Here is a 24,978-nt window from a genome sequence, read left to right as displayed (position 1 = left end):
TTATGGATACACCATTGAGTGAATTGCACTTTAAAAATAATGATGAGCAACGTTTTCATCTTGCATTAAAACAGGCTAGTAATGAATATCTAAAATGTAAAAATGACCATGTTTACGCTAGCTCAATGGATATCTGCTTAGTTCTCGGTATGTTTGTGATTGCCATTATCTGTTATATTCCCACGCTATTGACGTATTCAACGTTTGTCTATGTTATTGCCTATATCTGTTTTGTGTTGTTAATCATGTTATTAAATGTCCTTGGACAACATGATGCCTGCCATAATACGCTGTTTAAAACACCATGGCTCAATCGTATTTTTGGTCGTCTAGTTACCTTACCTCTGGGACTTGAACCTGAATTTTGGCGTGCGAGACATGTCTATTTTCATCATCGCTATGCCAATATTGAGCATTATGATTTAGATACGGAAGAAAATGGTATTTTTCGACAAACGCCTTTTCAAAAATGGCGCCCAGTCATGAAATACCAATACCTGTATTGGCCACTCATTGCTTCATTCTCTCTAACTTGGATTGCATTCGTTTTTGATTGGTCTGATCGGACAGGGAAAACCCCGCTAAAATCACGTGGAATTTTAACAGGCTGGTCAGGTTGGCTATTATTTTTTACTAGCAAACTTGCTCATCTATTATTAATGCTAGGATTACCCTTATTCATTGCCCATCATAATGGTATTAGTGTGATGACCATTTTGCTCACCTATCTAGTAAGCCAGATGATTGCTTCCTTATTTGTTGTCTATTTGCTGTTAGGCACACATTGGGCAGAAACTGCCTTTTTTGAGGCGTCTGATAATCAGCAGATGCCTCACGGCTGGTATCAACACAATTTTATTACTGCGTGTGATTGGCTCCCCTCCCCTAAATATTTATGGCGTTTAACTGGGGGATTAAATTACCACCTCACTCATCATCTCTTTCCTGGTTGGCATCATCGGCATTACCCTGCACTTGCAGCAATTATCGAAAAACTTGCAAAACAACATAATATGCCGTATCGCTGTATTAGCTATCGACAATTGCTGAGCGCTCAAATTCGTTTTCTACGCCAGATGGGGAAAGAGCCACAATAATAAAACAGTCTAAAATAGGTTAACCTGCATACTGAGTGATGCCAGTATAACCTTTACCTTGGTATATTTTATCGACATCCCCTGTCGCTAATGCCACTTTATAAACGCCACCAAGCAGATCTGCAACATACATTAATTGTGCTTCTTTATCATGTGTTAAACCTATTGCTTCATTAAAGCCTCGACAAATAACGCGATAATGAGTTAGCCCATTGCTGGTAATGTCAGCACGGTTTAAACTATTACCCTTTGGTTCACCGCCTCTGTCGGTCCAATAAAGGACATGCGCTTGTTGATCAAGCAATAGATCAATAGGCTCAGGAAGATCACCGAGCAATAATTCAATATCTTTTCTCGACGATGGCTGATAATGGCTAGCGGGATGTAAAGGCGCCCTAAATAAACGACCAACCCCACCCTTTGCCGTTCCCTTTTGGGTCCAGTAAAGCCAGTTATTCGGAGCATCAACGGCAATTCCCACACATTGGTCAAGTATATCGACTTTGTTTAGGCTATTTCGAGGTCGCTCAATATGAACGTGTAAATCTGTTCCGTCAATGTTACATGAGCTAACTTTTCCGCCTTCTCGGTCACACCAATATAAACGCTGAGTTTGTTGATCGAGTTGGAGTTGTTTTGGCGTTCGTACAAGCCCATTTCCTACCAACATTTTTCTTTCTGTGGCATCAAAACTCATGACATTTATAGAACCATCATCGGCGTCATAGTCATCCCCCATATTGCTCCAATAAATTAACCTTTTTATAGGGTCAACAGCGATACCATCCGGTGTACCGCCAAGGCCTTCAATTAGTGTATCAATTTGGGCTGTTGATTTGTGAAGCTGAATAATTGCGGGATTGATAACATCCAATAGTAATAAATAAGGTTGAGAGAGCTCGCTAGGTTTCACATTAATACCTCATCATGTATTTAATTAACGTCATACTACAAATATAGTTAGCCAATTGATAATTAGCTAACTAATGATTAGAAATATAATGTGTTTTTAGGTGTCTAGCGAAGATCGTATGTTGCGAGAATGTATTCTTAACGTTAATTTATTGACTATAAAATATAATGACTACTTTTGATATCAGTCTAGGCCAAAATAAGATTAACTAGCCCAATTCGTTATTACTTATTTTATTTAGCTTAAGTGTTTCTTAAGAAACTGTTCATCACTAGGCTAATTAAGATAACAATGCCTCTATATTTAATATCTATTTATGTTTGTAGAAATATAATTACTAAACAATTTCAGATTGTAACAATTTATTATAAATAACATAAAGAATGGTTGGCGACTCATATGAAAAAAGTCGAATATTCACTCAAAAAACTGCGCACATTAGTGATCAGCGATAGGCTCTATCTATCTAATAAATTTAGAAAAAAACTTAACTATACGCCTAATTTCAATAATCCTAAAAGCTTTAATGAAAAAGTAAACTATAGGATGTTATATGATAGGATGTTCTGGTCTAATTCAAATAGACACTTCAATTTGAGACACTAGAAGTTGTCTGACTTGGAGTGATTATGAATCAGAAACGTAAATATAATAGCTACACCAAAGAATTCAAACAAGAAGCTGTTGCCTTGGTGACGGAGCAAGGTTACAGCGTGGTTGAAGCGGCTCAGGCCGTAGGTGTTAATCCCAACCAAATTTATGCTTGGAAAAAGCATTTTGAAGACCAAGCCAGCGGTGTTGCTCTATCTGATGATGAGCGTGCTGAGCTACGCAAACTACGCGCTGAAAACAAGCGTTTGCGCATGGAGAAAGAAATATTAAAAAAGGCTTCGGCCTTCTTCGCCAAGGAAATGAAATAAACTTTAAGTTTATTCACCAAGCACGGCAAGAAGGCTACCCAGTAGGCTTAAGTTGTAAGACGCTTGGGCTTAGTCGTTCAGGCTACTATGCATGGGATAAACGCCCAGCACAGCTCATTACTGAGGATACACTGATGTTGTATCGCACAGCTAAGCAACTTTTTAAAGACAGCCGTGAAAGCTTGGGTAGCCGTGAATTAATGAAAAAACTGAATCAGCATGGCTTCGCTATTGGTCGTTATAAAACGCGTTCCATCATGCAAAGGCTTAACCTTGTCGTTAGGCAGCGCGTAGCTTACAAGGTAACAACACAGCGCGATAAACGTCATTTGGCTGCGCCGAATTTAGTCAGTATGGACTTTAACCCAGAACGGCCCAACCAAGTATGGGCGGGTGATATTACCTACTTAAAAACGGCACAGGGCTGGATGTATTTAAGCGTGGTCATGGATCTTTATTCGCGGCGTATTGTTGGCTGGTCGATCAGTAAACGCATGACGACAGACTTAGTTTTAAAGTCATTGCAACAAGCTTATTGGCTAAGAAAGCACCCTAAGGGAGTTATCTTCCATAGCGACCGCGGTTCGCAATACACCAGTAAAAAGCTAAGGAAAGCCTTAGTCAGAATGGGTATAAAGCAATCAATGGGCGACACAGGCGCTTGCTGGGATAATGCAGTAGTTGAACGCTTCTTTGGAAGCTTAAAGCATGACTGGATATTAAAAGTCCATCACGCAACTTACGAAGAAATGGTTGCGGATGTTACGGCTTACATGAAGTATTATAACGTAAAAAGGCTTCATACAGCTAACGGGGATGTGAGCCCTGTTGAGTATGAAAATTATCAATTAAAAGTGTCCACTTGGACTTGACCAGTACAGGAATCCGTTATATACACAACTGGCAGACAAGCTAGCGGTGAGAGAATATGTCTCTCGAAAAATTGGTGAGCAATATTTAGTCCCCATTTTGGCCACTTATGATGACGTTAATGCAATCGATATTGATAAGTTACCAGAGCGTTTTGTATTAAAGTGTAATCATGATAGTGGTAGTAGTATTATTTGTGTGGATAAAAAGCGTTTTGATCTCCAAAAAGCAAAAGATAAGCTTTCATTCCATCTTATAAAAAATTTGTACTACATTACTCGTGAACGGCATTATAAAGGTATTCAAGCTCAAATAATTTGTGAATCATATATCGATCTATTTACAAACAAAAATAGGAAGCTTGTACCTGAGACTTGTCGTATTCACTGCTTTGCAGGAAAACCGACCTTTGTTGAAATCGACTATACCGATGAATTTGGAAATGAGTTCATCAATATTTATGATACCGAATGGCAACTACAACCTTTCACGTTTGGTTATCCAAACATGTTAGAACCTGTTGCTGAACCAGCGTTGTTTCAAGATATGTTAAGGCTAGCTCAGCGACTTGTCAGCCCGTTTGATTATTGCCGCGCCGATTTTTTAATGTCTGAAGAGACATTATATTTTAGTGAACTGACTTTTGCGCCCAATGCTGGACGTACAGAAATTCAGCCGTTGTCATGGGATTTTAGATTGGGAGAGATGTGGCAACAAAAAATTATTGGTGCGACTGGTAACATAGAGGCTGAGGGAGCATTAGCCACAGGTACTTTTAGTCATAAGAAAAAATAACTGATTTAGTTAAAAAAACCGTGTTCACTCAATGAGTAACACGGTTTTTTTATATCATCGCTAATTCGCTAATACCCCAGCTTTACGGCGTACACTTGCAATCAACATATAAATGGTTGTGACGGTTAAAACAATAAAGAAGAAGTTCACTAATCCATTATGTTGTTCTAAGAAAGTACCTGCTACTAGCGGCCCGACAGCAGAGCCTACGCTATAGCTAAATAACATGACTTGAGTTGCAGCAACAATGTAAGAAGAATCCAAGTTATCGCAAGCTAGCGTAATCGCAATGGGGTACAAGGCGAATGAAGACATGCCTAACAACGCCAATGCCACTATCATCACCAGATAATCACTAGAGACATAAATGATCCCCATCGCGAATACCCCTAATAATGAGACCATCGCTAACAGAAGCGTTTTACTCATGATCACAGAAAGCTTGCTCACGACGGGCTGAATTAACATGCCACCTAAAATAATCGATGCCATTAATACGCCCACTTGTTGGGTAGTAAATGGACCATTTTTGAGTGATAACGGCATTAATCCATAAATTGTGCCCATCAAAATACCTGACGTCATGCAACCGATAATGGCGGGCTTACTCAGACGAGTTATTTTTTTCAATGACAGTTTTTGATGGGAGTCGCAAGCAGGTTGCCCTTGACGAAATAACAAGGGAGGTAAAACCGCCAGCAATAATAACCCTAGAACCACCATAAAAGGATAAGCACCATGAGTACCAATCACCCCGATGGCTAATTGCCCTAATGTGGTTCCGCCATACAGGGACGTCATATAAAAACTCAGTCGTTTAGCTCTTTCTTTAGGGCTATCACCGATAAGCAACCATGATTCGACAACCACGAAAATCCCTGCAACAGCAATCCCTGCAACCACACGGTTTGGTAGCCAAGCCGCAATGCTTGGAGTCCAAGGTAAGATAACTACCGTTGCCGCAAGCAGTAATAAAAAGGCAATAAATGAAAGACGATGGCCAATTTTAGCAATAATAGGCTCAATCATCATTGAACCTATTAATAATCCAATATAATAGGCACTCGCTAACCACCCCGCATAACTGGTATCAATATTGAATCCACCCATTGATAATGGGATTAAACTCATCAGGTAGCCCGATGCGATGGCAAAAATAGTCAAGCCAGCGACAGGAACGAAAGTACTGTCTTGTTTGCGCATTAATGTAGAGGCCTGTTTCACGACCTACTCTCCCACTGACAAAATAAATAATGACTCGTCATATTTCAAATTGCAGCATGCCTGACTTTGCGATTAGGACTAGAGGCATAATGGAGTATGCGCCTAGTAACACATTCACGGGTCACTTAGCTGTATTTGAAAATTTTTAGAGTATCTGCGCTGCATTCATCGGGGGGCCACGCGGCAATATTGAGTACCTAAAAAGCACTCAGTCCGGCGACTACTGCAGGTGTTAAAATAAAATGATAAGACTAATTTGGCGGCAATATAGAACTTTACTCAGTTAAATTAAAATGAGAAAAACTAATGCTCACTAGCAAAAATATTTATGTGAGAAAAATCACGTTTTTTTGCGACTTGATTTTTACGCCTATCAGGTTAGATAATAAATAAATATCATTAAAAACAATAGGTTGAAAAAACCTCATTCCATTGTAACCTATACCGCATTGTTGGTTAATTTTAAACCGCATCACGTTAATTTATTTAGTGGAACAACCATTAAAAAATATTTTCTTACAATATTGTGCTGCACTATTTACTTGATAAAGTCACTTACTAGTATGAATCATCTATTTTATTCATTTTTTGAATTGAAAATCTTATTTATCTTTAATTAATTTCATTTTAATTAAAGAGAGCTATTTTCTTGTTTTAATCGACGCCACAATGTTGTGCGACTAATCCCTAAATAGCGTGCTACGGCTTGCCTATCCCCATTAAAATAATCCATGACTTCAGATAGCGTCTCTCCTATCGGTTGATTTTCGACTAAATCATTCCTCTCGGTTTTACGCTCAGGTGATAAATTCATGAGCATTTTTTGGGTAATGCCTTTATCGGGGTAAGCACTGCAATATAATGCAACCCGTTCCATCAAATTACGTAATTCTCGAACATTGCCAGGCCATAAATATTGGCTAAAAAACTCACGACAACTAAATAGCTGTTGTACTCTAAAAGCAGGCAATGACTGCTGTAACCCAGCGAAAGCCAGTTTGAGCAATCTTTCTGCTAACATGTAAATGTCCTCTCCTCGTTCGTGTAGCGAAGGTACCTTCATACGCAATACGCCCAAACGATAAAATAGATCGGCTCTAAAACGGCCCTCTTTTACCCAGTTATCAAGGTCACAATGTGTTGCACAAATGACGCGGACATTCACCTGCAAGGGACGATAGCCACCAATTCTGACGACGGTCATCTCTTCCAAAACCCTGAGTAATCGCGTCTGTAAGGCCAATGGCATCTCACCGATTTCATCTAAAAATAGCGTTCCTCCATTTGCCATTTCAAACAATCCCGCACGTCCACCACGTCGTGATCCAGTAAATGCCCCCTCTTCATAACCAAACAGTTCCGCTTCTAATAAATTTTCAGGAATGGCGCCACAATTGACTGCGACAAATGGGATCGGAGATTTATTCCTTTTATGTTGATTAAATAATCGATATTCATGATGAATAGCCTGAGCGACCATCTCTTTACCTGTTCCGCTTTCTCCTTGGATCAATACGGTCGCTTCTGACTTCGCATATAGCATAATATCTTGGCGAACGCGCTCCATTAGCGGTGAAGCACCAATTAAGTCGTTAATCGTGTGCCGTACTTTGGTTGTATTTTCAGATTGATAACCTGTTGGTATGGTTTTTTGGTCATAGGAGATACGACTTAATTCTATTGCATCATAAAATGCTTGGCGTATCGTTTCGGTTGAATAGATAAAGATCCCCGTCATTTCTAATTCTTGAGCGAGATCCATAATTAACCCAGCGCCAACAACGACATTAATTCCCATCGCTTTCAACGCTTTTAATTGTGCACGCGCATCTTCTGCGGTGATATAGCTACGTTGTTCAATGCGCAAACCAAAATTTCGCTGAAATTCATCCAGTGATGGAATGATTTTTTGATAATTAATAATGCCAACTTTATGGCTAATTTCACGAGCCTTAGCTAAGGCTTGCATCACATCGAAACCACTCACTTTAACAATAATGACTGGCACCGATACATGGCTTTTTAAGTAAGCACCATTTGAACCCGCACTGATTATTGCATCACAATGACCTGTTTTTAATCGTTCACGCACCTCTTCAGCAGCCTGCTCAAACCCCATATTCAGCGGTGTAATATCCGCCTGTGCACTGAATTCAGGGCTAATATCACGAAAAAGTGTGAATAATCGCGAAACAGAAACTGTCCAAATAATCGGTTTTTGCATACTGTTAGCCCTAAAAGTCTTATGATGTTTCGATAACGTTTCATTTAACACTAGCATTGTTTCAATGAAACATCACAGCCTCTTGTTCAAGAATTCAAAAGTCAGTCACAAACCTCATCTATTTCACATCACATTGATTTCAAATAGATAAAATAATTATTACACCTATATTAGATTTTGGCATGGCACTTGCTATACATAAAATAACAAACACAGATACATTTTGTTAGCAATTTGATAACGTGAGGTTTCTATGCCATCAATACCCGCAGGCCAAGCTTTTCGTCATGCATTAAGTAGTGAAACACCTTTACAACTCGTCGGGACTATCAATGCCAACCATGCTTTATTAGCTCAACGAGCAGGTTATAAAGCGATTTATCTTTCCGGTGGAGGGGTTGCAGCAGGCTCTTTAGGGATGCCAGACCTCGGTATATCGACCTTAGACGACGTCCTGATTGATATTCGACGCATTACAGATGTTTGTGATTTGCCTTTAATGGTTGATGCTGATATTGGGTTTGGCCCTTCTGCATTTAATGTCGCACGCACCGTGAAATCAATATATAAAGCAGGAGCCGCTGGCTTACACTTAGAAGATCAGGTTGGCGCTAAACGTTGTGGACATCGACCGAATAAAGAGATCGTTTCTACGCAAGAAATGGTTGATCGTATTAAAGCCGCGGTTGATGCTCGTGTTGATGATAGTTTTGTGATCATGGCACGTACAGATGCGCTTGCCGTCGAAGGATTAGAAGCCGCATTAGAAAGAGCTCATGCTTATATTGAAGCCGGCGCAGATATGCTATTCCCTGAAGCAATTACTGAATTAAATATGTACCAACAGTTTGTCGATCATACTCAAGTTCCTGTGCTTGCTAATCTGACTGAATTTGGTCAAACCCCTCTTTTCACACTTGATGAATTACGCAGTGTCGGTATTGCAATCGCCCTGTACCCACTCTCTGCTTTTCGTGCCATGAATAAAGCGGCTGAACAGGTTTACACCACATTACGTCAAGAAGGCACTCAAAAAAGTGTTATCCCATTGATGCAAACCCGCGATGAACTTTATCAGAGCATTAATTATTACGATTATGAACAAAAATTAGACGCACTTTTCTCACAACAAAAATAATCGCTCCAATAAAAAAAGTTGTGCGACACCGACAGAGGATAATCCGATGAATGAACAACTTAATACGACTGGAACATCACAATTTAAACCTAAAAAATCCGTGGCGCTTTCTGGTATTGCCGCTGGTAATACTGCACTCTGTACTGTTGGTAAAAACGGTAATGATTTGCACTATCGAGGGTATGATATTCACGACCTCGCGACACAATGTGAATTTGAAGAAGTCGCCTATTTGCTTATTCATGAAAAATTACCGACAAGCTCGGAGTTAACCGCATATAAAGAAAAACTCAAAGCGTTAAGAGGACTTCCTGCTAGTGTCAAACAGACCTTGGAGTCCATTCCGGCCAACGCACATCCAATGGATGTCATGCGTACCGGTGTTTCAGTCATGGGTTGTGTATTACCTGAAAAAGAAGCACATACATTAGCAGGTGCAAAAGACATTGCAGACAGGTTACTTGCCTCTCTTGGTTCCATGTTGCTCTATTGGTATCACTTCAGCCATCATGGTCGTCGTATTGAAACAGAAACCGATGATGATTCAATCGGCGCGCATTTCTTGCACTTATTACACGGTAAAAAACCGCCCGCTCAATGGGAGCGTTTCATGCATATTGCCTCCATTCTCTATGCTGAGCATGAATTTAATGCATCCACTTTTGCAGCAAGAGTAATAGCAGGAACTGGCACCGATTTTTATTCCGCGATTACCGGAGCCATTGCCGCATTGCGAGGCCCTAAACATGGTGGGGCAAATGAGGTTTCATTAGAAATTCAGCAGCGTTATTCCTCTATTGAAGAAGCAGAACAAGATATCATCGCTCGCCTTGCAAGGTCGGAAGTGGTGATTGGTTTTGGTCATCCTGTTTATACGCTTGCGGACCCACGCCACCCTATTATTAAGTCCGTGGCGCTACAACTATCCGAACAGAATTTAAATCGCCAACTCTATGATATTGCCCATCATTTAGAGTTAGTGATGAAGCGAGAAAAAAACATGTTCCCCAACTTAGATTGGTTTTCAGCCGTAACCTATCATTTAATGGGGATCCCTACCGCGATGTTTACCCCCCTGTTTGTAATGGCGCGCACCGCTGGATGGTCTGCCCACATTATCGAACAGCGCCAAGATAATAAAATTATCCGACCTTCTGCTAATTATATTGGTCCAGAAAATAAATTATTTACTCGTATGGAACAACGTTAATAAGGATGACATTCATGACAACTGCTCTTTCAACTCAACAAGAATTCGATAAAGTGATCAGTGATATCGTTGATTATGTTACTGAATATCCAATTACTTCTGAGCTTGCCTATGAAACCGCTTATTATTGTTTTTTAGATACACTCGGTTGTGGCATGGAATCTCTCGAATATCCGGCTTGTAAAAAATTACTCGGTCCTATTGTTCCCGGTACTCTCGTACCTAATGGCGCTAAAGTTCCAGGAACGCAATTTCAGCTAGACCCTGTTCAAGCGGCTTTTAATATTGGCGCGATGATCCGTTGGCTAGATTTTAATGACACATGGCTTGCTGCTGAATGGGGGCATCCTTCTGATAATCTCGGTGGTATTTTAGCGGTTGCTGATTGGTTATCACGAGAAGCTATCGCAAAAGGTAAAGCCCCTTTAACCATTAAGCATGTATTAACGGCGATGATTAAGGCCCATGAAATACAAGGATGCATTGCCTTAGAAAATGCGTTCAATAAAGTTGGGCTTGACCATGTCATCTTAGTGAAAGTGGCTTCTACTGCTGTTGTCGCTCACATGCTAGGACTCAATCGCGAAGAAATCCTGAATGCGGTATCTCTTGCTTGGATTGATGGTCATAGTTTACGTACCTATCGTCACGCGCCGAACACGGGTTCACGCAAATCTTGGGCGGCTGGAGATGCAACATCTCGCGCAGTGCGTTTAGCTTTAATGGCACAAAAAGGTGAAATGGGCTACCCCAGTGCATTAACCGCCAAAACATGGGGGTTCTATGATGTGTTGTTTAATGGGCAAGCTTTCCGTTTTCAACGCACTTACGGCTCCTATGTCATGGAAAACGTGCTATTCAAAATCGCTTTCCCTGCTGAATTCCATGCACAAACCGCTGTAGAGGCAGCATTACAACTGCACGATAAACTGAAATCACTCGGAAAAAGTGCAGAGGATATTGAGAGTGTATCAATACGCACCCATGAGGCGTGTATACGTATTATCGATAAGCAAGGTCCGCTGAATAATCCAGCTGATCGTGATCATTGTATTCAATATATGGTCGCAGTCCCGCTGATTTTTGGACGTTTAACTGCTGCTGATTATGAGGACAATATTGCTCATGATCCACGCATCGATACCTTGCGTAGCAAAATAGTTTGCCGTGAAGAACCTAGCTTCACTCAAGACTATCATGACCCTGATAAACGCTCTATCGCGAATGGATTAACGATCAAACTGAAAGATGGACAAGTCTTTGATGAGTTGTTAATCGAATACCCTGTTGGTCATAAACGCCGCCGTAAAGAAGGGATCCCTTTGCTATTAAAGAAATATCGCACTAATTTGGCTCGTCAATTTCCTGAAACTCAGCAATTACGCATTCTTGCTGCTTCATTAGATAAACCGCTATTAGAAGCGATGCCCGTCAATGAGTTTATGGACTTATTTGTTATTTAATCATGAAGTTTAAGTATGGGAGCATTAGCGCCCATACGCCCATATTTGATGAATAGCACCTTGCTATTCATCAATTCCTGTTTTAGATAAAAATTAAATAGAGTGTGTTGTCATTCAAGAATGAAAACATGGCTTTCATCAAGCTAGATACTGGGTTATCAAGTAAAACAGGGGACATTCGTCCCCTGAGGTGGTTGACAACGCGGGATAAAAGCGTGGTTTTTCCCGCGTTGTATTATCAGCCGAAAATCAATAAATTGATTTTCCTCGTTTATTTTCAAAACCTATTCGACTTGCCGCCAAACATACTCGGTTTGTCAGCCGTCTGAGGGGACATTCGTCCCCTGTTGATTGTTTCAATCTATTCACTTACCAAAACAGTGCATACAGAACACACAAGATAATGAAGATTGCATAAGAGGCGATATTGAAACCCGCGGAGGTTTTAAAAGTTTCAGATGTCAAAATAATGGCGCCTTGGCTATCATCTTCTTTTGACGTGGTTAAACTAATTAAACCAATGACAACGGCTGTAAAGAAGAAGGTATACATCATTTGATCAAGGAATGGCATTCCTAATGGCATTAATTTTAAGAATAAAGCAAATGGAATGGAGAGCAGTACACCGATAATGGCCCCTTTTGCATTCGTTTTTTTCCAGAATAAACCCAGCAAGAATACGGCTAAAATTCCAGGGCTTACTAATCCAGTATATTCTTGAATATATTGGAAAGCTTGACCAATATTACCCAGTAATGGAGCAATAAAGCAGGCAATAATTAATGCAACTACAGCACTAACTCGACCCACATTCACTAATTTATGATCACTTGTTGAAGGTGCGATATATTCTTTATATATATCCATGGTGAAAATCGTAGCCACTGAGTTCAGCATAGAAGCTAATGATGACACGATCGCTGCTGCCAATGCGGCAAAAACAATACCTTTAGCGCCTACAGGTAAGAATTGCGTTAACCAAGGATAAGCTTTATCTGCCTGAGCAAGTGTTGGAATATGCTCCTGCGCCATGGTACCTAAACCAGCTAGCAGTTGTGGGTCAGTCACAATCACATACGCTGCAATCCCAGGTACAACAACCAGAATAGGCACAATAAGTTTTAAGAAAGCGGCAAAGACGAGGCCTTTTTGCGCTTCATTGATCGATTTCGCCGCTAAAGCACGTTGAATAATATATTGGTTAAAACCCCAATAATACAAGTTAGCAATCCATAGGCCACCAATCAGCACAGCGATACCCGGTAAATTACTGAACTGAGGGTTATCTTGACTTAAGATCATTTCAAAGTGTTGAGGTGCTTCACTCACCATGCGGCTCATTCCCGCAGAGAGCCCACCGTCTCCACCAATATAACTGACCGCCATTATTGCCGTGAGTAAGCCACCGAGGATCAGGAAGAATACCTGTACAACGTCAGTCCACGCGACTGCCGATAGGCCACCATATAAAGAGTAAGCAACCGCAAACAATGCCAAACCAAAAATAGCGTAAGACATTGGGATACCTAGGATAGTTTGTAAAGCTAACGCCCCTAAATATAATACTGACGTTAGGTTAACAAACACGAATAATGCGAGCCAAAATACCGCTAAAATCGTTTTTAGTGTGCGGTTGAAACGCTTTTCAACAAATTCAGGAATGGTAAAAATGCCTTTATCGATAAAAATAGGCATAAAGTATTTAGCAACAATAATTAATGTTAGTGCCGCCATCCATTCATAAGACGCGATCGCTAATCCAATAGAAAATCCTGAGCCAGACATGCCAATAAACTGCTCAGCAGAAATATTTGCCGCAATGAGTGAAGAGCCGATGGCCCACCAAGGTAACGTTTTGCCCGCTAGAAAATAGTCTTTAGTCCCCTTTTTCTCACCTTTTTTATTCCGAGAAACCCATAAACCCACTGATATGATGATAAGTACATACAGGATAAATACCCCGTAATCTAATGTACTTAAGCCAACACCTTCTGTATGCATGATCAATTCCCTCACCAAAATGATTCGCAATCAGTGTAAACGTTACCATTAAAAATCACTGTTAGATTAATCACATATTTTCACAATAAATTAATTTCGGTGATCAATCGTGAAATAAGTGGCTATTTAGGCGTATATTAAATACGCTAACCATCGTTGAAATATCATTTTTTTGAAAAATTCAAAAAAAAATAACAATATCAAAAAGGATACCATCATAAAGTGATGATAACGTTTACATTGCTATGATTTTAATGGACGTACAGAATTACGCTGTACTAATGTTGGAGAGTAGATCAAACCACCCGTATCTATCTTTTCATTACGAGCGAGTGCCAACGCTAACTCCGTCGCACGCTCAGCCATCATTTGGATAGGATAACGGATCGTTGTTAAACGAGGATGGATATAACGCGCGATCAATACATCATCAAAACCGATGACTGATACTTGTTCAGGGGAAGAGATATCATTTTCATCGAGGACTGCGATAGCGCCTGCGGCCATAAAATCGTTATACCCCACAACCGCGGTTATCTCTAATGATTTCATTAATAAATTCGTCATCACTTGTTCTCCACCTTCCCCATAAGGCATACCATATTCAATATAACTTTCAGGAAGTGAGATAGCGTGTTTTTTCAGCGCATCACAATAACCAAGCAACCGCTGCTCAGCATCTTCAATTTTATGATTTGATGAAATATAAGCGATTTTTGTATGGCCTTGGCGGATAAGATGTTCGGTTGCTAGGTAAGCACCTTTATAATTATTCAGTGAAACACAGCGGTCAGCAATCGCCTCAATACGTCGGTTGATCAGGACTAAACTCGGTACTTCATCAGCAAATTTAATTAACTCTTCATCTGATAAGGCTTTTGAATGAATGATCAGTGCATCGCAGCGATTATTAATTAATAATTCTATTGATTGACGTTCTTCTTGGGCAGTGTGGTAACCATTACAAATCAGAATATGCTTACCATTTTTATGGGCGACCGCATCAACAGCCTTCACCATGGTACCAAAAAAGGGGTCTGAAACATCATTGACCAACACGCCAATCGTATTTGAACTTTGGCTCACTAATGCACGGGCTGCGGCATTAGGCCGATAACCAAGCTTAGACATGGCACTTTTCACCGCAGCAATTGAAGTTTTACTCGCCTTAGGTGATTGATTAATCACTCTGGAGACTGTCGCTACCGACACTCCCGCTTCTTTCGCCACGTCTTTTATTGTTGCCATTTTTTACCCCTAAGTTCAGTTGGTTTCATTAAACAATGAATTAGTAGAAAAAACAATGGGGTATGTCTTAGAACCTGATAATGTCATGGAACCAATATATCAACTCTATGACTCATCACGAAAAACGCCGCATTAAAGCGGCGTTAAGCTTAAAAAATGAATTGATAACTCGTTTGTTGTTCGTATTGTTGGTTCGGTTGTGAAATTCCCCTGTATTCATCGCCCCATTCGGGATGATTAACCGCATCCGGAAGAAACTGGGTCTCAAAAGCCACGCCAGAGAACGGGGTATAATGACGTGATTTCCCTGGTACCGAAATTAAATAGTTTCCAGTATAAAACTGCATTGATGGCATCGTTGTTGCTATATCCATCCGAACGTCACCATCAGGTGCAAAGAATGAAGCGACGGTTTGCTCACCATCAATCAAGTCAGTTGAAAGGATCATCGTATGGTCATATCCCCCCGCTGCTTTTTGATCCGCATCTTGTAAAAAGTCATACCCAATGCGTTTTTTGCGACGAAAATCAAAAAAAGTCTCCGTAACATCCCGCCATTCTCCTGTTGGGACACCACGCACATCCGTAGGCAGATAGTGAGTCGCTGATAATTGTAAGTCGTGCTCAAGCGCGGTTCTTACGGAATCCTCACCGGCCAAGTTAAAATAAGCATGATTTGTCAGATTTACAGGGCACAATTCATTCACTTGAGTGCGGTAATGAATGATCACTTTGTTTTCATCTGTTAATACATAACGTACTTCCACCTGGAGTTCACCCGGAAATCCCTGATCACCTGCCGCAGAAGTTAATGAGAATATTGCCTCTTGTGGATCTAATTGTGTGACTTTCCAAACCCGATAACTAAAATTATCCACACCACCATGTAAACAATTTTCGCCTTGATTTTTTGTCACTTGATATTCACGACCCGCTAAATTAAAACGGCCATTTGCGATACGATTTGCTACCCGACCAACCGTTGCCCCCAAATAAACCCCCTGATCCATCTGGGCAGCCATGTTTGGTGAGCCAAGTAAAACATCGCGCTTACCCGTTGGCAGTGGCAAGATGCAACTGATCCAACTTGCCCCCAAAGTCGACAATAAAATTTTCATGCCATGACGGTTGGTGAGTGCAATGACTTTCGATGCACGGGCAACATACCTTTGGTCTTTTGATAACTGCACTTTATTCTCCCAACGATAATGCATTCGTTATCAGCCCAGCGCCATCGCTTGGCTGGCAAACATAGATATCCGCTTGTAGCCCTGTCATGGCGTGATAGTGTGTTTCAACAGCCTGAACAACAGATTCAACCAATTGTTGTTTCATCAGTGCCACAACACATCCGCCAAATCCCCCTCCAGTCATTCGGACACCCCCCTGTTCACCAAGAACGGCTTTCACAATATCAACTAACGTATCAATCTCTTTGACGGTGATTTCAAAATCATCACGCATAGAAATGTGTGACTGTTCCATTAATGTACTGAGTAGAGGCAGATTATTTTCTGTTAAGGCTTTTGCGGCTGCAAGTGTTCTATCATTTTCACTAATAACATGTTTGGCTCGTTTGGCCACCAGAGGCTCCAGCTCCCCTTGTTTTTGATTAAATTGCGCCATGCTGACATCACGTAATGCTTTAACACCAAATTGTTTAGCGGCGCTTTCACACTGCTGGCGGCGGGTATTATACTCACTATCAACCAAACCGCGCTGTTTATTTGAATTGATAATCATGACCACAAGGTCATCAGGTATCGGAATAGGCGCCAATGCTAAGCTGCGGCAATCAATGAGTAGAGCATGCCCCTCATCACCACAAGCAGAAATGAGTTGATCCATGATCCCACAATTGCAACCTACAAATTTATTTTCTGCTTGCTGCCCATTCAATGCAATATCTTGTTGGCTGATCTTGAGCTGATATAGCACCTTCAATGTTTGTCCTATCACCACTTCCAGTGAAGCAGAAGAACTAAGCCCTGCACCTTGCGGCACATTACCACTCACCGCAATGTCACAGCCTGAAAACTGGTAACCTCTGAGAAGTAAAAACTTAACCACGCCACGAATATAGTTTGCCCACATTTTTTCAGGTAAGAATTGAATCTCTTCATCGAGACTAAATTCATCGATATCATTCGCATAATCAGCGGCAACCACTCGAATGATGCGGTCATGACGTTTTTTAGCGGCCGTTATCGTTTGATAATCAATCGCACAAGGCAATACAAAACCATCATTATAATCTGTATGTTCACCAATTATGTTCACTCGACCCGGTGCTTGTACGTACACCTCTGGTTGAGAATCAAATTTTTGGTGGAAGGCGTCGGTGACTTTTTGGCGAAGAATTTCAATGCTACTCATAGCAACCTCTTGATAATAATTAAACTATTTTGATACGTCACTGTGTCTTTTCGAATATTCACTGCTGTTTATAGTGAACTTCACTGACAGCACGTAACCTTTCAGCTGCTTGTTCTGGCGTTAAGTCACGCTGAGTTTCTGCTAGCATTTCATACCCAACCATAAATTTTTTGACTGTCGCCGAACGTAAAAGAGGTGGATAAAACAACGCATGCAACTGCCAATGATCCCTGTTTTGATCATCATTCAAGAAAGGCGCAAAATGCCATCCCATTGAATAGGGAAATGCACATTGGAATAAATTATCATAGCGACATGTGAGCTTTTTCAATGCAATACTGAGATCTTCTCGTACTTCAAGACTCATCTCGTTCATACGTCTAATATGCGTTTTCGGCATTAGCATTGTTTCAAATGGCCAAGCCGCCCAGTAAGGAACAACAGCAAGCCAATGCGCTGTTTCAACAACCGTTCTTGACCCCTCTTGCAATTCGGCTTGCGCATAATCCAATAATAAATTACTGCCTTGCTGCTGATAATAACGCTGTAACTGGGCATCTTTACGAGCAATTTCATTGGGTAAAAAATCACTTGCCCAGATTTGTCCATGTGGGTGAGGCTGAGAACACCCCATTATTTCACCTTTATTTTCAAAAATTTGCACCCACACAAAGCGTTGACTCAGCTCGTCAACTTGTTGTATCCAAGTGTCAATCACTCGACCGATTTGTTGCGTGGATAACTCCGGTAAAGTTTTACTATGGTCAGGCGAAAAACAAATGACGCGGCTCAAACCGCTAACTGACTGTGTTTTAAATAACGCAGATTGCTCTTCCGGCTGCTGGCATGCTTCGGGCAATAAGGCGGAGTAGTCATTCTGAAAAACATACGTACCTTGGTAGTCTGGGTTGATATCCCCAGAGATCCGTTGGTTAGTTGGACATAAAAAGCAACTCGCTTCATATTCAGGTAATTGTTTTATTTCTGGCTTTTCATCTTGCCCGTGCCAAGGACGCTTAGCTCGATGTGGGGAAACTAACACCCACTGCCCCGTTAATGGGTTATAACGTCTGTGGGGGCAATCTGACGGATTAAATGGAAGCTTATTCATCGTAATTATTCTCCTATCCTCTATTATGATTCATAACCATTAGGGTTATTGGATTGCCAACGCCATGAATCTATAGCCATATCATCAATCGTACGACACGCTTTCCATCCGAGTTCACGTTGCGCTTTTTCAGATGTTGACCAGTACTCAGCAATATCGCCCGCCCTTCTAGGAACGATGGTATAAGGGATTTTCCTTCCTACCGCTTTCTCAAATGCATGCAGCACTTCCAACACACTGCTTCCTTTTCCCGTTCCAAGATTATAAATATGTAATCCCGCCTTCTGGCTGACCACTTTCAGAGCAGCAACATGCCCATCCGCTAAATCCATAACATGGATATAATCACGGACCCCTGTTCCATCAATCGTAGGGTAATCGTTTCCATAAATAGACAGTTTGTCACGTCGTCCCACCGCAACTTGCGCAATATAAGGGGTTAAATTATTAGGGATACCTTGAGGATCCTCCCCCATAGAGCCTGAAGGATGAGCCCCCACAGGATTGAAATAACGTAATAATGTGACAGACCAATCAGGTTGAGCCGTAAACAAATCTGACAAGCAACGTTCAACCATATATTTACTCGTGCCATAAGGGCTTTGCGTATTGCCCGTTGGAAATGCTTCAGTAATAGGCACAGTATCGGGTTCACCGTATACCGTTGCTGAGGAGCTGAAAATAATACTGTGTACGCCTGCACGCTGCATACAACGGGCAAGTACTAACGTTCCATTCACATTCACGTCATAATATTCAAGTGGCTTAGCGACAGATTCACCAACGGCTTTCAAACCTGCAAAATGGATAACCGCACTGATTTTATGTTCACGAAAAATAGCCTCTAACAACGCTTCATCACGGACATCCCCTTGATAAAAAATAGGTCGTACTGCTGTTAGTTTTTCTATCCGGTTTAATACTTCTGTTTTTGCATTGCACAAGTTATCAATAATCACCGGTGTGAACCCTGCGAGGATCATTTGGACGCACGTATGACTACCGATGTATCCCATCCCCCCAGTGACAAGCACTTTTGTAGGCTGCATAGCTTACCCCTTGATTCATTTAAGGATATAAAAATTCATTGCACAGAGTATAACAACGGGCTAACCCACTAATCTGTGATCTGACTCGCGATAGTGTAAACGTTTACACAAATAGAGGCAATAACGCTGAATAAGCGGTCAATCGGCAAAAATAAGTTGCATGAGGCGTAACAGGGAATAGTAAGACTTGGTATGTCGGCAAGAAAAAAGATTAGTGTGCAAATACAAATAACTAAATGCTGGTTGTAATAAGAAGCCAGAAAGTCTTATTTTCTGGCTATACGTGGATTATGGGTAATGAATTAATGAATGCACTCTTTGTCATAGGGATCTAAGTGAGTCATTACATTAAGAATTTGTGGATTTTCCATTAGCTTATCACGGACGTTTACCGCAATTTCATGACCTGCAATGATCGATAAATTCCCATCGACTTCCAAATGCACATCGACTAAATAAAAATCCCCCGACTTACGCGTTTTTAAATCGTGGAAGCCTTTGATTTCATCAATACCATCAAGAACGGTACGGATCTCTTGTAATGTTTCTTCATCGGCACCTTTATCCATCAAATCTTGCATTGACTGATATGTAAATTTATAACCCATACGAAAAACAAAAGTCCCGACGATCAATGCAGCGATAGGGTCAAAAATTTTAAAGCCACATAAACTACCTATGATCCCGATAGCCACAACTAACGATGAGGCGGCGTCAGAGCGTGCATGCCAAGCATTCGCAACCAACATACTCGAGTTAACTTGATTTGCCACTCGTAACATATAGCGAAAGAGGCTTTCTTTGGCGATTAATGATACCAATGCAGCCACTAATGCAATTGTATGCACCTCTTGAATCAACTCTGGATTAAGCATTTTTTGTGTTGCCGACCAAATCATGCCAACACCAACAATTAATAAAATCACACCTAAAATCAAAGATGCTCCATTTTCATAACGAAAATGTCCGTAGGGATGATCGTCATCAGGCTGCTTATGGCTTTTTTTGTTGGCAATTAAAACAACAAAATCCGCAATCAAATCAGATAATGTATGAATACCATCTGCAATTAAACCTTGTGAATGAGAAATGAAACCAATAATAATTTGCCACAACGAAAGCAGCATATTAACGATCACACTAATCAATGTGCTCTTTTTAGCGGCATGAAATTTTTGTTGTTGGAGTGTTAACTCATTGTCTGTTGTATCTGATTGCGTACGCTGATTCATAATCTATATTCTTAATGAAAAACAAAACAATTATCATTTAAATGAACTTTTAAATCAATATGTTACCTAATAACACCACTCATATTGACATAAGAAACAAGAAAAGTCTTGTTATTTAATTATCGCTTATTCTGTTAATTAATAATCATCACTTTCTATAAAATAATATTAATTTGAATAGCTAAAAAAGACGTTTTTCTATTTAAATCCAATGTAATTAACAAAAGACAACTCACTTATACTATATTAACGGCTAGCTGCTATAATAGCGCCAATTAACATACGAATGAGGTGGTTATGTATAATAAAATTTTAGTCCCTATCGACCTACTAGAAGATTCGCTTAATCCACAAATCATCAAACATATTGAAGAGCTATCAAAATTAGGTTCCCCTGAAATCCACTTCTTATCAGTGATCCCAAGCGCTGAACTATTTTTTGGTATTGAAGTGACTATTCTGCCTGAAAGTCATAAAAACTCAGCGGAGCGTTCTATTCTCGCACTCAGAGCGTTAGAAGAAGTGATCAAGGACATCAATATCCCTGATGACAAAATGGTATGTAAAATTGGCATTGGTTCAGCCAAAGATGAAATTCTCAGTTATGCCGATGATATCGAAGCTAACTTAATTGTAATAGGTTCCCATCGACCAAGTGCCTCAACCTATTTACTTGGTTCGACCGCATCTACGCTTGTTCGCCATGCCAAGACATCGGTACTGGTCATTAGATAAACGCTAAGAAAAAGTGCCACATATCATCATGTGGCACTGATAAGACAAAATGACGACAAATTATTTTTTGCTCGAATCAAGTAACTGATCGTCAGTTGACCAAATACGGTATTTCACATCCATCTCTTTTGGTGCATAAACCACAATAGGTAGTTTACTGTTATAACGAACAAAAGCATCATCACCAAGTTGTGTTGTCACAAAACGCTCTTTCGCTGGCTCTGAACACGCCATCATCGTTCCAGCTGGCCCTTTTACATCTTCTAACTTGTAATAGTTATATCCCCAGCCTTCTAAAGTTTTTTCTTCTAAATCGCCCATAAACCATTGGCGATTACAGTCAGCCTTAATCGTCTTACCGATAACTAATTCGACTTGTAAGTTATCTTCATTAGGTTTTGTAGGCAGTTGTATCACATGACGAGTCATGCCCTTTTCCGCTTTAGGATAAGGTGCGATCTTTTCCAACTCCCCTGTTGCCATTGCACAAGAAGACACTAATGCTGCTGCCATTACAGATAAAATCGCTTTTTTCATTATAAAATCCTATTAAAAATAACAAAGCTAACTGAAAATACATATCATGTATCTAGAATAAGTTAAAAAGTCTAACTTTCCTACTCTGGATGATTCTTAATTTTAAAAATACGAAAATATAACTATCTCAATAAAGTTAATCATAGCTAATTTTAGTGGAATGATCATAAATTTGATAAAAACTATGTAAATTCCTATTTGTTATAATGCATAAATAATAGACGATGCTTATACTGAGTGTGAGGCTTAATACATTCTGAGGAGGTAGTATGTTATCTACAGATCAAGATTTAGTTTCAAAGTTAATATCTACACACCCCCGCTTTCAAAACCTTTATGAAAAACATCATCAGCTTGATAAAGAAATCAGCAAATTAGAAGGCCCGTCCGGTGCTGGTTATAACGAGCATGTTGTGAAACTCAAAAAAGAAAAATTACATTTAAAAGACGAAATGCAAAAAATAATGCAATCCGTCAATAAGGTCTAAATCGCAATCGGCTAGGTCATAGCAGGAGACGTTTGGCTTATCACGCCACATTGTTGTGTTTAATTTTGTAAGTCATCTAATCTCACTGATAGACCTACTCAATAAATTTTAATTTTATTATGGCATAAGTATCAACTTATGCCATTTACGTGACTTGCGTTTATCTTTACTTTCTATTAAATGCAATAAGTTGTATATTAAATGCAATTTATTGCGTAAATTGAGGTGATTCAATGGTCGGTAAACGTATTCAAAGAGAAATTAAAACTATTGAAAAAATGATCCAAATATATGAAAAGGCGCATCCCGCCTCCGCAGACTCACCAGAGCAATATCAAAAATTATATGATTATGCAATTAATCGCCTTGAAAAATGCCGTTATGGAGAACAAAAACCCGCCTGTAAACAGTGCCCAATACATTGCTATCAGCCTAAAATGCGTGAACAAATGAAACTGATTATGCGGTGGTCAGGGCCAAAAATGCTCTTTCATCATCCTATATTAGCAATACGCCATTTATTAGATGACAGAAAACCAGTTCCCGAACTTCCTGCAAAAAAACCAAGAAGGTCGTCAGATACAAATAATTAACAACAAGACGACTTATGTTTTGATTAAAAATATTCCATCATGAAAATTCTATTGATATAGCCTATTTCTGATGCATAGAAAGGTTGTTAATTAATAGTAAAAACTCCTTCATCTACAGTTAAAACCGTCGATATTAATTTATCACTGTACCTCTGTGAACTTTTACCAGTCCTCCCCTCACTTTACATCGCGTTTTCCTGCATCTTATATGACGAAATGTATTTATCTTAAATCCCATCGTGACGTTTTTCTAAAAATTAATACCCTTTGGTAACTAATAATTAAAATGCATGTTTATATGTTCACTCAAAATGCTCATTCGCAAAAATACTGGGGTTAAATGAGATTATTGTCTCAATAATAGGAATTGTCTTACGACTTTAATATATATAACTAATCGTTACGATAATTATATTTGATTAGTGACGTAGTTAACAATTCCTATCATTAATTTTGTTAATCAGTTATATGTTTATCGAGGTAAATGACAGTAAAATATATAACTAAATTTCTTCTTCACACACTGAAAACGGTAAGTAACCCTAACTAGATCAATAAACAATGAAATTGAGTAAATCCCTTAAAATAGTTTTCATCCTGCCAAAACCTAATAACCAAAATAATAAACCAGCATAAACAAAATCAACAGATAATAAAAAAGGCAAGATGTGTTAATATTCGTTATTTACGTCATAAATCTCAAAATAACTCGTAAAAACAACCTTTAGACACATTTATTAATATTTAGAATTAAACTGTGACACAAAAAAATGAGGTTTATATAATTTCAATCAATCAAAGGAAGGTGAATTTATATTTCACTGATTAAAACAACAAAGGTATTTAATATTAAATTAAAAAAATAACATTTGACTACATAGAATTAACATACAGGATGCGTCATGCAAAATGATAACAATGTGACTGATTGTCGTATAAAAAGAACCGCTATTAATAAAAATAGCTCATATTCTATTATAGAACGTCCCACAAAAGGATTACTTATTATTGAAAAAGGAACCTTAATATGGGAAAGTCCGACAACAATAGAAATGTTACACCCAGGTGATATTCTTTATCATCAACAAGGTTCATATGCTTTAAAAACTTTAGATTATGAATCTGAGTGTGAGTTTCTTTCAATATCCTTAGAAGATCAATTTTTGCGTGAGTTCATGAATCACTATGGTAGCCAATTAAGTGAAATTGAGCGCTCAGATAATAGTAGCCATGATGTGATTAAATTTACCACATCAGCCATTATTGATGACCTAAAGAATAGTTTTAAAAACCTTATTAAACAACAATGTCCACCATTACTGGAATCATTGCGTATTTCTGAATTTCTTTTGTTACTCTCTTATAGTGAGCAAGGATCACAACTACTTTCAAACCTAAGACAACTCACCAATCGACAGGCTGAACGTTTACAGAATTTTATGGAAAATAATTTTTTAAAGGAATGGAAACTTGCTGAATTTGCAAAAACCTTCGGTATGGGGTTAACAACATTTAAAGAATTATTTAATACTGTTTACTCAACCTCACCACGTTCATGGATTAGTGAGAAAAGAATTATGTATGCACACCAATTGCTCATCAACACTCAAATGAGTATTGTGGAAATATCAATGGAAGCGGGTTTTTCAAGCCAATCTTATTTCACCCAAAGTTACCGTAAACGCTTTGGATTTACACCTAGTAAATCGAGAAGTTAGCCAATTAATTTGAGTAACTAAACGACAAAGAATACA

Annotated in this window: 20 protein-coding genes and 1 pseudogene; 10 read left to right on the top strand and 11 right to left on the bottom strand. The window is 39.5% G+C overall.

Annotated features, from left to right (window positions below; genetic code table 11):
* The first annotated feature begins 2 nt into the window (after positions 1-2).
* Positions 3-1,097 (top strand): fatty acid desaturase family protein, encoded by a 1,095-nt coding sequence (locus M1F03_RS07005; RefSeq protein ID WP_251463878.1) that lies wholly within the window; start codon positions 3-5, stop codon positions 1,095-1,097.
* 19 nt (positions 1,098-1,116) lie between these two features.
* On the opposite strand, the gene M1F03_RS07000 is transcribed toward M1F03_RS07005, so the two are convergent.
* Positions 1,117-2,010, bottom strand: coding sequence for a hypothetical protein (locus M1F03_RS07000; protein ID WP_196713349.1), 894 nt, complete (start codon positions 2,008-2,010; stop codon positions 1,117-1,119).
* Between the two features lie 629 nt (positions 2,011-2,639).
* Here M1F03_RS07000 and M1F03_RS06995 point away from each other — a divergent pair.
* Positions 2,640-3,802, top strand: a protein-coding gene (locus M1F03_RS06995) for an IS3 family transposase (RefSeq protein WP_130574490.1) whose coding sequence is annotated in 2 segments (ribosomal slippage) — positions 2,640-2,904 and positions 2,904-3,802 — 1,164 coding nt in all. Because the reading frame shifts where the segments join, the coding sequence is not laid out codon by codon here.
* 7 nt (positions 3,803-3,809) lie between these two features.
* Positions 3,810-4,595, top strand: a pseudogene (locus tag M1F03_RS06990) (ATP-grasp fold amidoligase family protein); the annotation flags it as partial.
* A gap of 60 nt (positions 4,596-4,655) precedes the next feature.
* Here the strand turns inward: M1F03_RS06990 and M1F03_RS06985 are convergent.
* Positions 4,656-5,798, bottom strand: a complete 1,143-nt coding sequence (locus tag M1F03_RS06985) for an MFS transporter (protein WP_163863516.1) — start codon at positions 5,796-5,798, stop codon at positions 4,656-4,658.
* 652 nt (positions 5,799-6,450) lie between these two features.
* Positions 6,451-8,043, bottom strand: a complete 1,593-nt coding sequence (gene prpR, locus M1F03_RS06980; protein ID WP_154635749.1) for a propionate catabolism operon regulatory protein PrpR — start codon at positions 8,041-8,043, stop codon at positions 6,451-6,453.
* 253 nt (positions 8,044-8,296) lie between these two features.
* Between prpR and prpB the strand changes: the two genes are divergently transcribed.
* The 3 genes from prpB to M1F03_RS06965 are packed head-to-tail and all read left to right on the top strand — an operon-like array spanning position 8,297 to position 11,854.
* Positions 8,297-9,181: a methylisocitrate lyase gene (gene prpB, locus M1F03_RS06975; protein ID WP_154624144.1), complete on the top strand. Its 885-nt coding sequence runs from the start codon at positions 8,297-8,299 to the stop codon at positions 9,179-9,181.
* Between the two features lie 46 nt (positions 9,182-9,227).
* Positions 9,228-10,391, top strand: a complete 1,164-nt coding sequence (gene prpC / locus M1F03_RS06970; protein ID WP_163860987.1) for a 2-methylcitrate synthase — start codon at positions 9,228-9,230, stop codon at positions 10,389-10,391.
* Between the two features lie 14 nt (positions 10,392-10,405).
* Positions 10,406-11,854: a bifunctional 2-methylcitrate dehydratase/aconitate hydratase gene (locus tag M1F03_RS06965; protein ID WP_154624146.1), complete on the top strand. Its 1,449-nt coding sequence runs from the start codon at positions 10,406-10,408 to the stop codon at positions 11,852-11,854.
* 369 nt (positions 11,855-12,223) lie between these two features.
* On the opposite strand, the gene M1F03_RS06960 is transcribed toward M1F03_RS06965, so the two are convergent.
* The 7 genes from M1F03_RS06960 to M1F03_RS06930 all read right to left on the bottom strand — a co-directional run bounded on the left by M1F03_RS06960 (position 12,224) and on the right by M1F03_RS06930 (position 20,871).
* A complete protein-coding gene (locus tag M1F03_RS06960; protein ID WP_163860985.1) occupies positions 12,224-13,855 on the bottom strand; it encodes a sodium/sugar symporter in 1,632 nt (543 codons plus the stop codon).
* 243 nt (positions 13,856-14,098) lie between these two features.
* On the bottom strand, positions 14,099-15,103 hold the full coding sequence (locus M1F03_RS06955) for a substrate-binding domain-containing protein (protein ID WP_318840109.1): 1,005 nt from the start codon (positions 15,101-15,103) through the stop codon (positions 14,099-14,101).
* A gap of 149 nt (positions 15,104-15,252) precedes the next feature.
* Positions 15,253-16,293 carry a galactose-1-epimerase gene (gene galM, locus M1F03_RS06950; RefSeq protein WP_247047412.1) on the bottom strand — a complete coding sequence of 347 codons (1,041 nt, stop codon included), beginning with the start codon at positions 16,291-16,293 and terminating at the stop codon, positions 15,253-15,255.
* Between the two features lies 1 nt (position 16,294).
* Positions 16,295-17,470 carry a galactokinase gene (gene galK, locus M1F03_RS06945; RefSeq protein ID WP_375097493.1) on the bottom strand — a complete coding sequence of 392 codons (1,176 nt, stop codon included), beginning with the start codon at positions 17,468-17,470 and terminating at the stop codon, positions 16,295-16,297.
* A gap of 67 nt (positions 17,471-17,537) precedes the next feature.
* Positions 17,538-18,590 carry a UDP-glucose--hexose-1-phosphate uridylyltransferase gene (locus M1F03_RS06940; RefSeq protein WP_154624151.1) on the bottom strand — a complete coding sequence of 351 codons (1,053 nt, stop codon included), beginning with the start codon at positions 18,588-18,590 and terminating at the stop codon, positions 17,538-17,540.
* A gap of 23 nt (positions 18,591-18,613) precedes the next feature.
* Positions 18,614-19,639, bottom strand: a complete 1,026-nt coding sequence (gene galE, locus M1F03_RS06935) for a UDP-glucose 4-epimerase GalE (RefSeq protein ID WP_251463874.1) — start codon at positions 19,637-19,639, stop codon at positions 18,614-18,616.
* Between the two features lie 302 nt (positions 19,640-19,941).
* Positions 19,942-20,871 (bottom strand): cation diffusion facilitator family transporter, encoded by a 930-nt coding sequence (locus M1F03_RS06930; RefSeq protein WP_251463872.1) that lies wholly within the window; start codon positions 20,869-20,871, stop codon positions 19,942-19,944.
* Positions 20,872-21,168: 297 nt separating this feature from the next.
* On the opposite strand from M1F03_RS06930, the gene M1F03_RS06925 reads away from it, so the two are divergent.
* A complete protein-coding gene (locus tag M1F03_RS06925; RefSeq protein ID WP_154624154.1) occupies positions 21,169-21,606 on the top strand; it encodes a universal stress protein in 438 nt (145 codons plus the stop codon).
* Between the two features lie 60 nt (positions 21,607-21,666).
* Here the strand turns inward: M1F03_RS06925 and eco are convergent, their stop codons facing one another.
* The gene (gene eco, locus M1F03_RS06920) at positions 21,667-22,143 is read right to left on the bottom strand and encodes a serine protease inhibitor ecotin (protein ID WP_154624155.1); all 477 of its coding nucleotides are present in this window, start codon (positions 22,141-22,143) and stop codon (positions 21,667-21,669) included.
* 269 nt (positions 22,144-22,412) lie between these two features.
* Between eco and M1F03_RS06915 the strand changes: the two genes are divergently transcribed.
* The 3 genes from M1F03_RS06915 to M1F03_RS06905 all read left to right on the top strand — a co-directional run bounded on the left by M1F03_RS06915 (position 22,413) and on the right by M1F03_RS06905 (position 24,942).
* Positions 22,413-22,631: a DUF465 domain-containing protein gene (locus M1F03_RS06915; RefSeq protein ID WP_154635748.1), complete on the top strand. Its 219-nt coding sequence runs from the start codon at positions 22,413-22,415 to the stop codon at positions 22,629-22,631.
* Positions 22,632-22,864: 233 nt separating this feature from the next.
* Entirely contained in the window at positions 22,865-23,224 is a 360-nt protein-coding gene (locus M1F03_RS06910; protein WP_251463870.1) for a nitrous oxide-stimulated promoter family protein, read from the top strand.
* Between the two features lie 902 nt (positions 23,225-24,126).
* Positions 24,127-24,942 (top strand): helix-turn-helix transcriptional regulator, encoded by an 816-nt coding sequence (locus tag M1F03_RS06905; protein ID WP_251463868.1) that lies wholly within the window; start codon positions 24,127-24,129, stop codon positions 24,940-24,942.
* The last annotated feature ends 36 nt before the right edge of the window (positions 24,943-24,978 follow it).

Source organism: Providencia sp. PROV080 (assembly GCF_033688105.1).
In the GTDB taxonomy this organism is placed as follows: Bacteria; Pseudomonadota; Gammaproteobacteria; order Enterobacterales; family Enterobacteriaceae; genus Providencia; species Providencia zhejiangensis.
This window is presented reverse-complemented; position numbering and strand designations above follow the sequence as displayed.

Coding starts and splice junctions, on each gene's coding strand:
- M1F03_RS07005 (WP_251463878.1), top strand. CDS start 3: ATGGATACACCATTGAGTGAATTGCACTTTAAAAATAATGATGAGCAA.
- M1F03_RS06985 (WP_163863516.1), bottom strand. CDS start 5,798: ATGCGCAAACAAGACAGTACTTTCGTTCCTGTCGCTGGCTTGACTATT.
- prpR (WP_154635749.1), bottom strand. CDS start 8,043: ATGCAAAAACCGATTATTTGGACAGTTTCTGTTTCGCGATTATTCACA.
- prpB (WP_154624144.1), top strand. CDS start 8,297: ATGCCATCAATACCCGCAGGCCAAGCTTTTCGTCATGCATTAAGTAGT.
- prpC (WP_163860987.1), top strand. CDS start 9,228: ATGAATGAACAACTTAATACGACTGGAACATCACAATTTAAACCTAAA.
- M1F03_RS06965 (WP_154624146.1), top strand. CDS start 10,406: ATGACAACTGCTCTTTCAACTCAACAAGAATTCGATAAAGTGATCAGT.
- M1F03_RS06960 (WP_163860985.1), bottom strand. CDS start 13,855: ATGCATACAGAAGGTGTTGGCTTAAGTACATTAGATTACGGGGTATTT.
- M1F03_RS06955 (WP_318840109.1), bottom strand. CDS start 15,103: ATGGCAACAATAAAAGACGTGGCGAAAGAAGCGGGAGTGTCGGTAGCG.
- M1F03_RS06940 (WP_154624151.1), bottom strand. CDS start 18,590: ATGAATAAGCTTCCATTTAATCCGTCAGATTGCCCCCACAGACGTTAT.
- galE (WP_251463874.1), bottom strand. CDS start 19,639: ATGCAGCCTACAAAAGTGCTTGTCACTGGGGGGATGGGATACATCGGT.
- M1F03_RS06930 (WP_251463872.1), bottom strand. CDS start 20,871: ATGAATCAGCGTACGCAATCAGATACAACAGACAATGAGTTAACACTC.
- M1F03_RS06925 (WP_154624154.1), top strand. CDS start 21,169: ATGTATAATAAAATTTTAGTCCCTATCGACCTACTAGAAGATTCGCTT.
- eco (WP_154624155.1), bottom strand. CDS start 22,143: ATGAAAAAAGCGATTTTATCTGTAATGGCAGCAGCATTAGTGTCTTCT.
- M1F03_RS06915 (WP_154635748.1), top strand. CDS start 22,413: ATGTTATCTACAGATCAAGATTTAGTTTCAAAGTTAATATCTACACAC.
- M1F03_RS06910 (WP_251463870.1), top strand. CDS start 22,865: ATGGTCGGTAAACGTATTCAAAGAGAAATTAAAACTATTGAAAAAATG.
- M1F03_RS06905 (WP_251463868.1), top strand. CDS start 24,127: ATGCAAAATGATAACAATGTGACTGATTGTCGTATAAAAAGAACCGCT.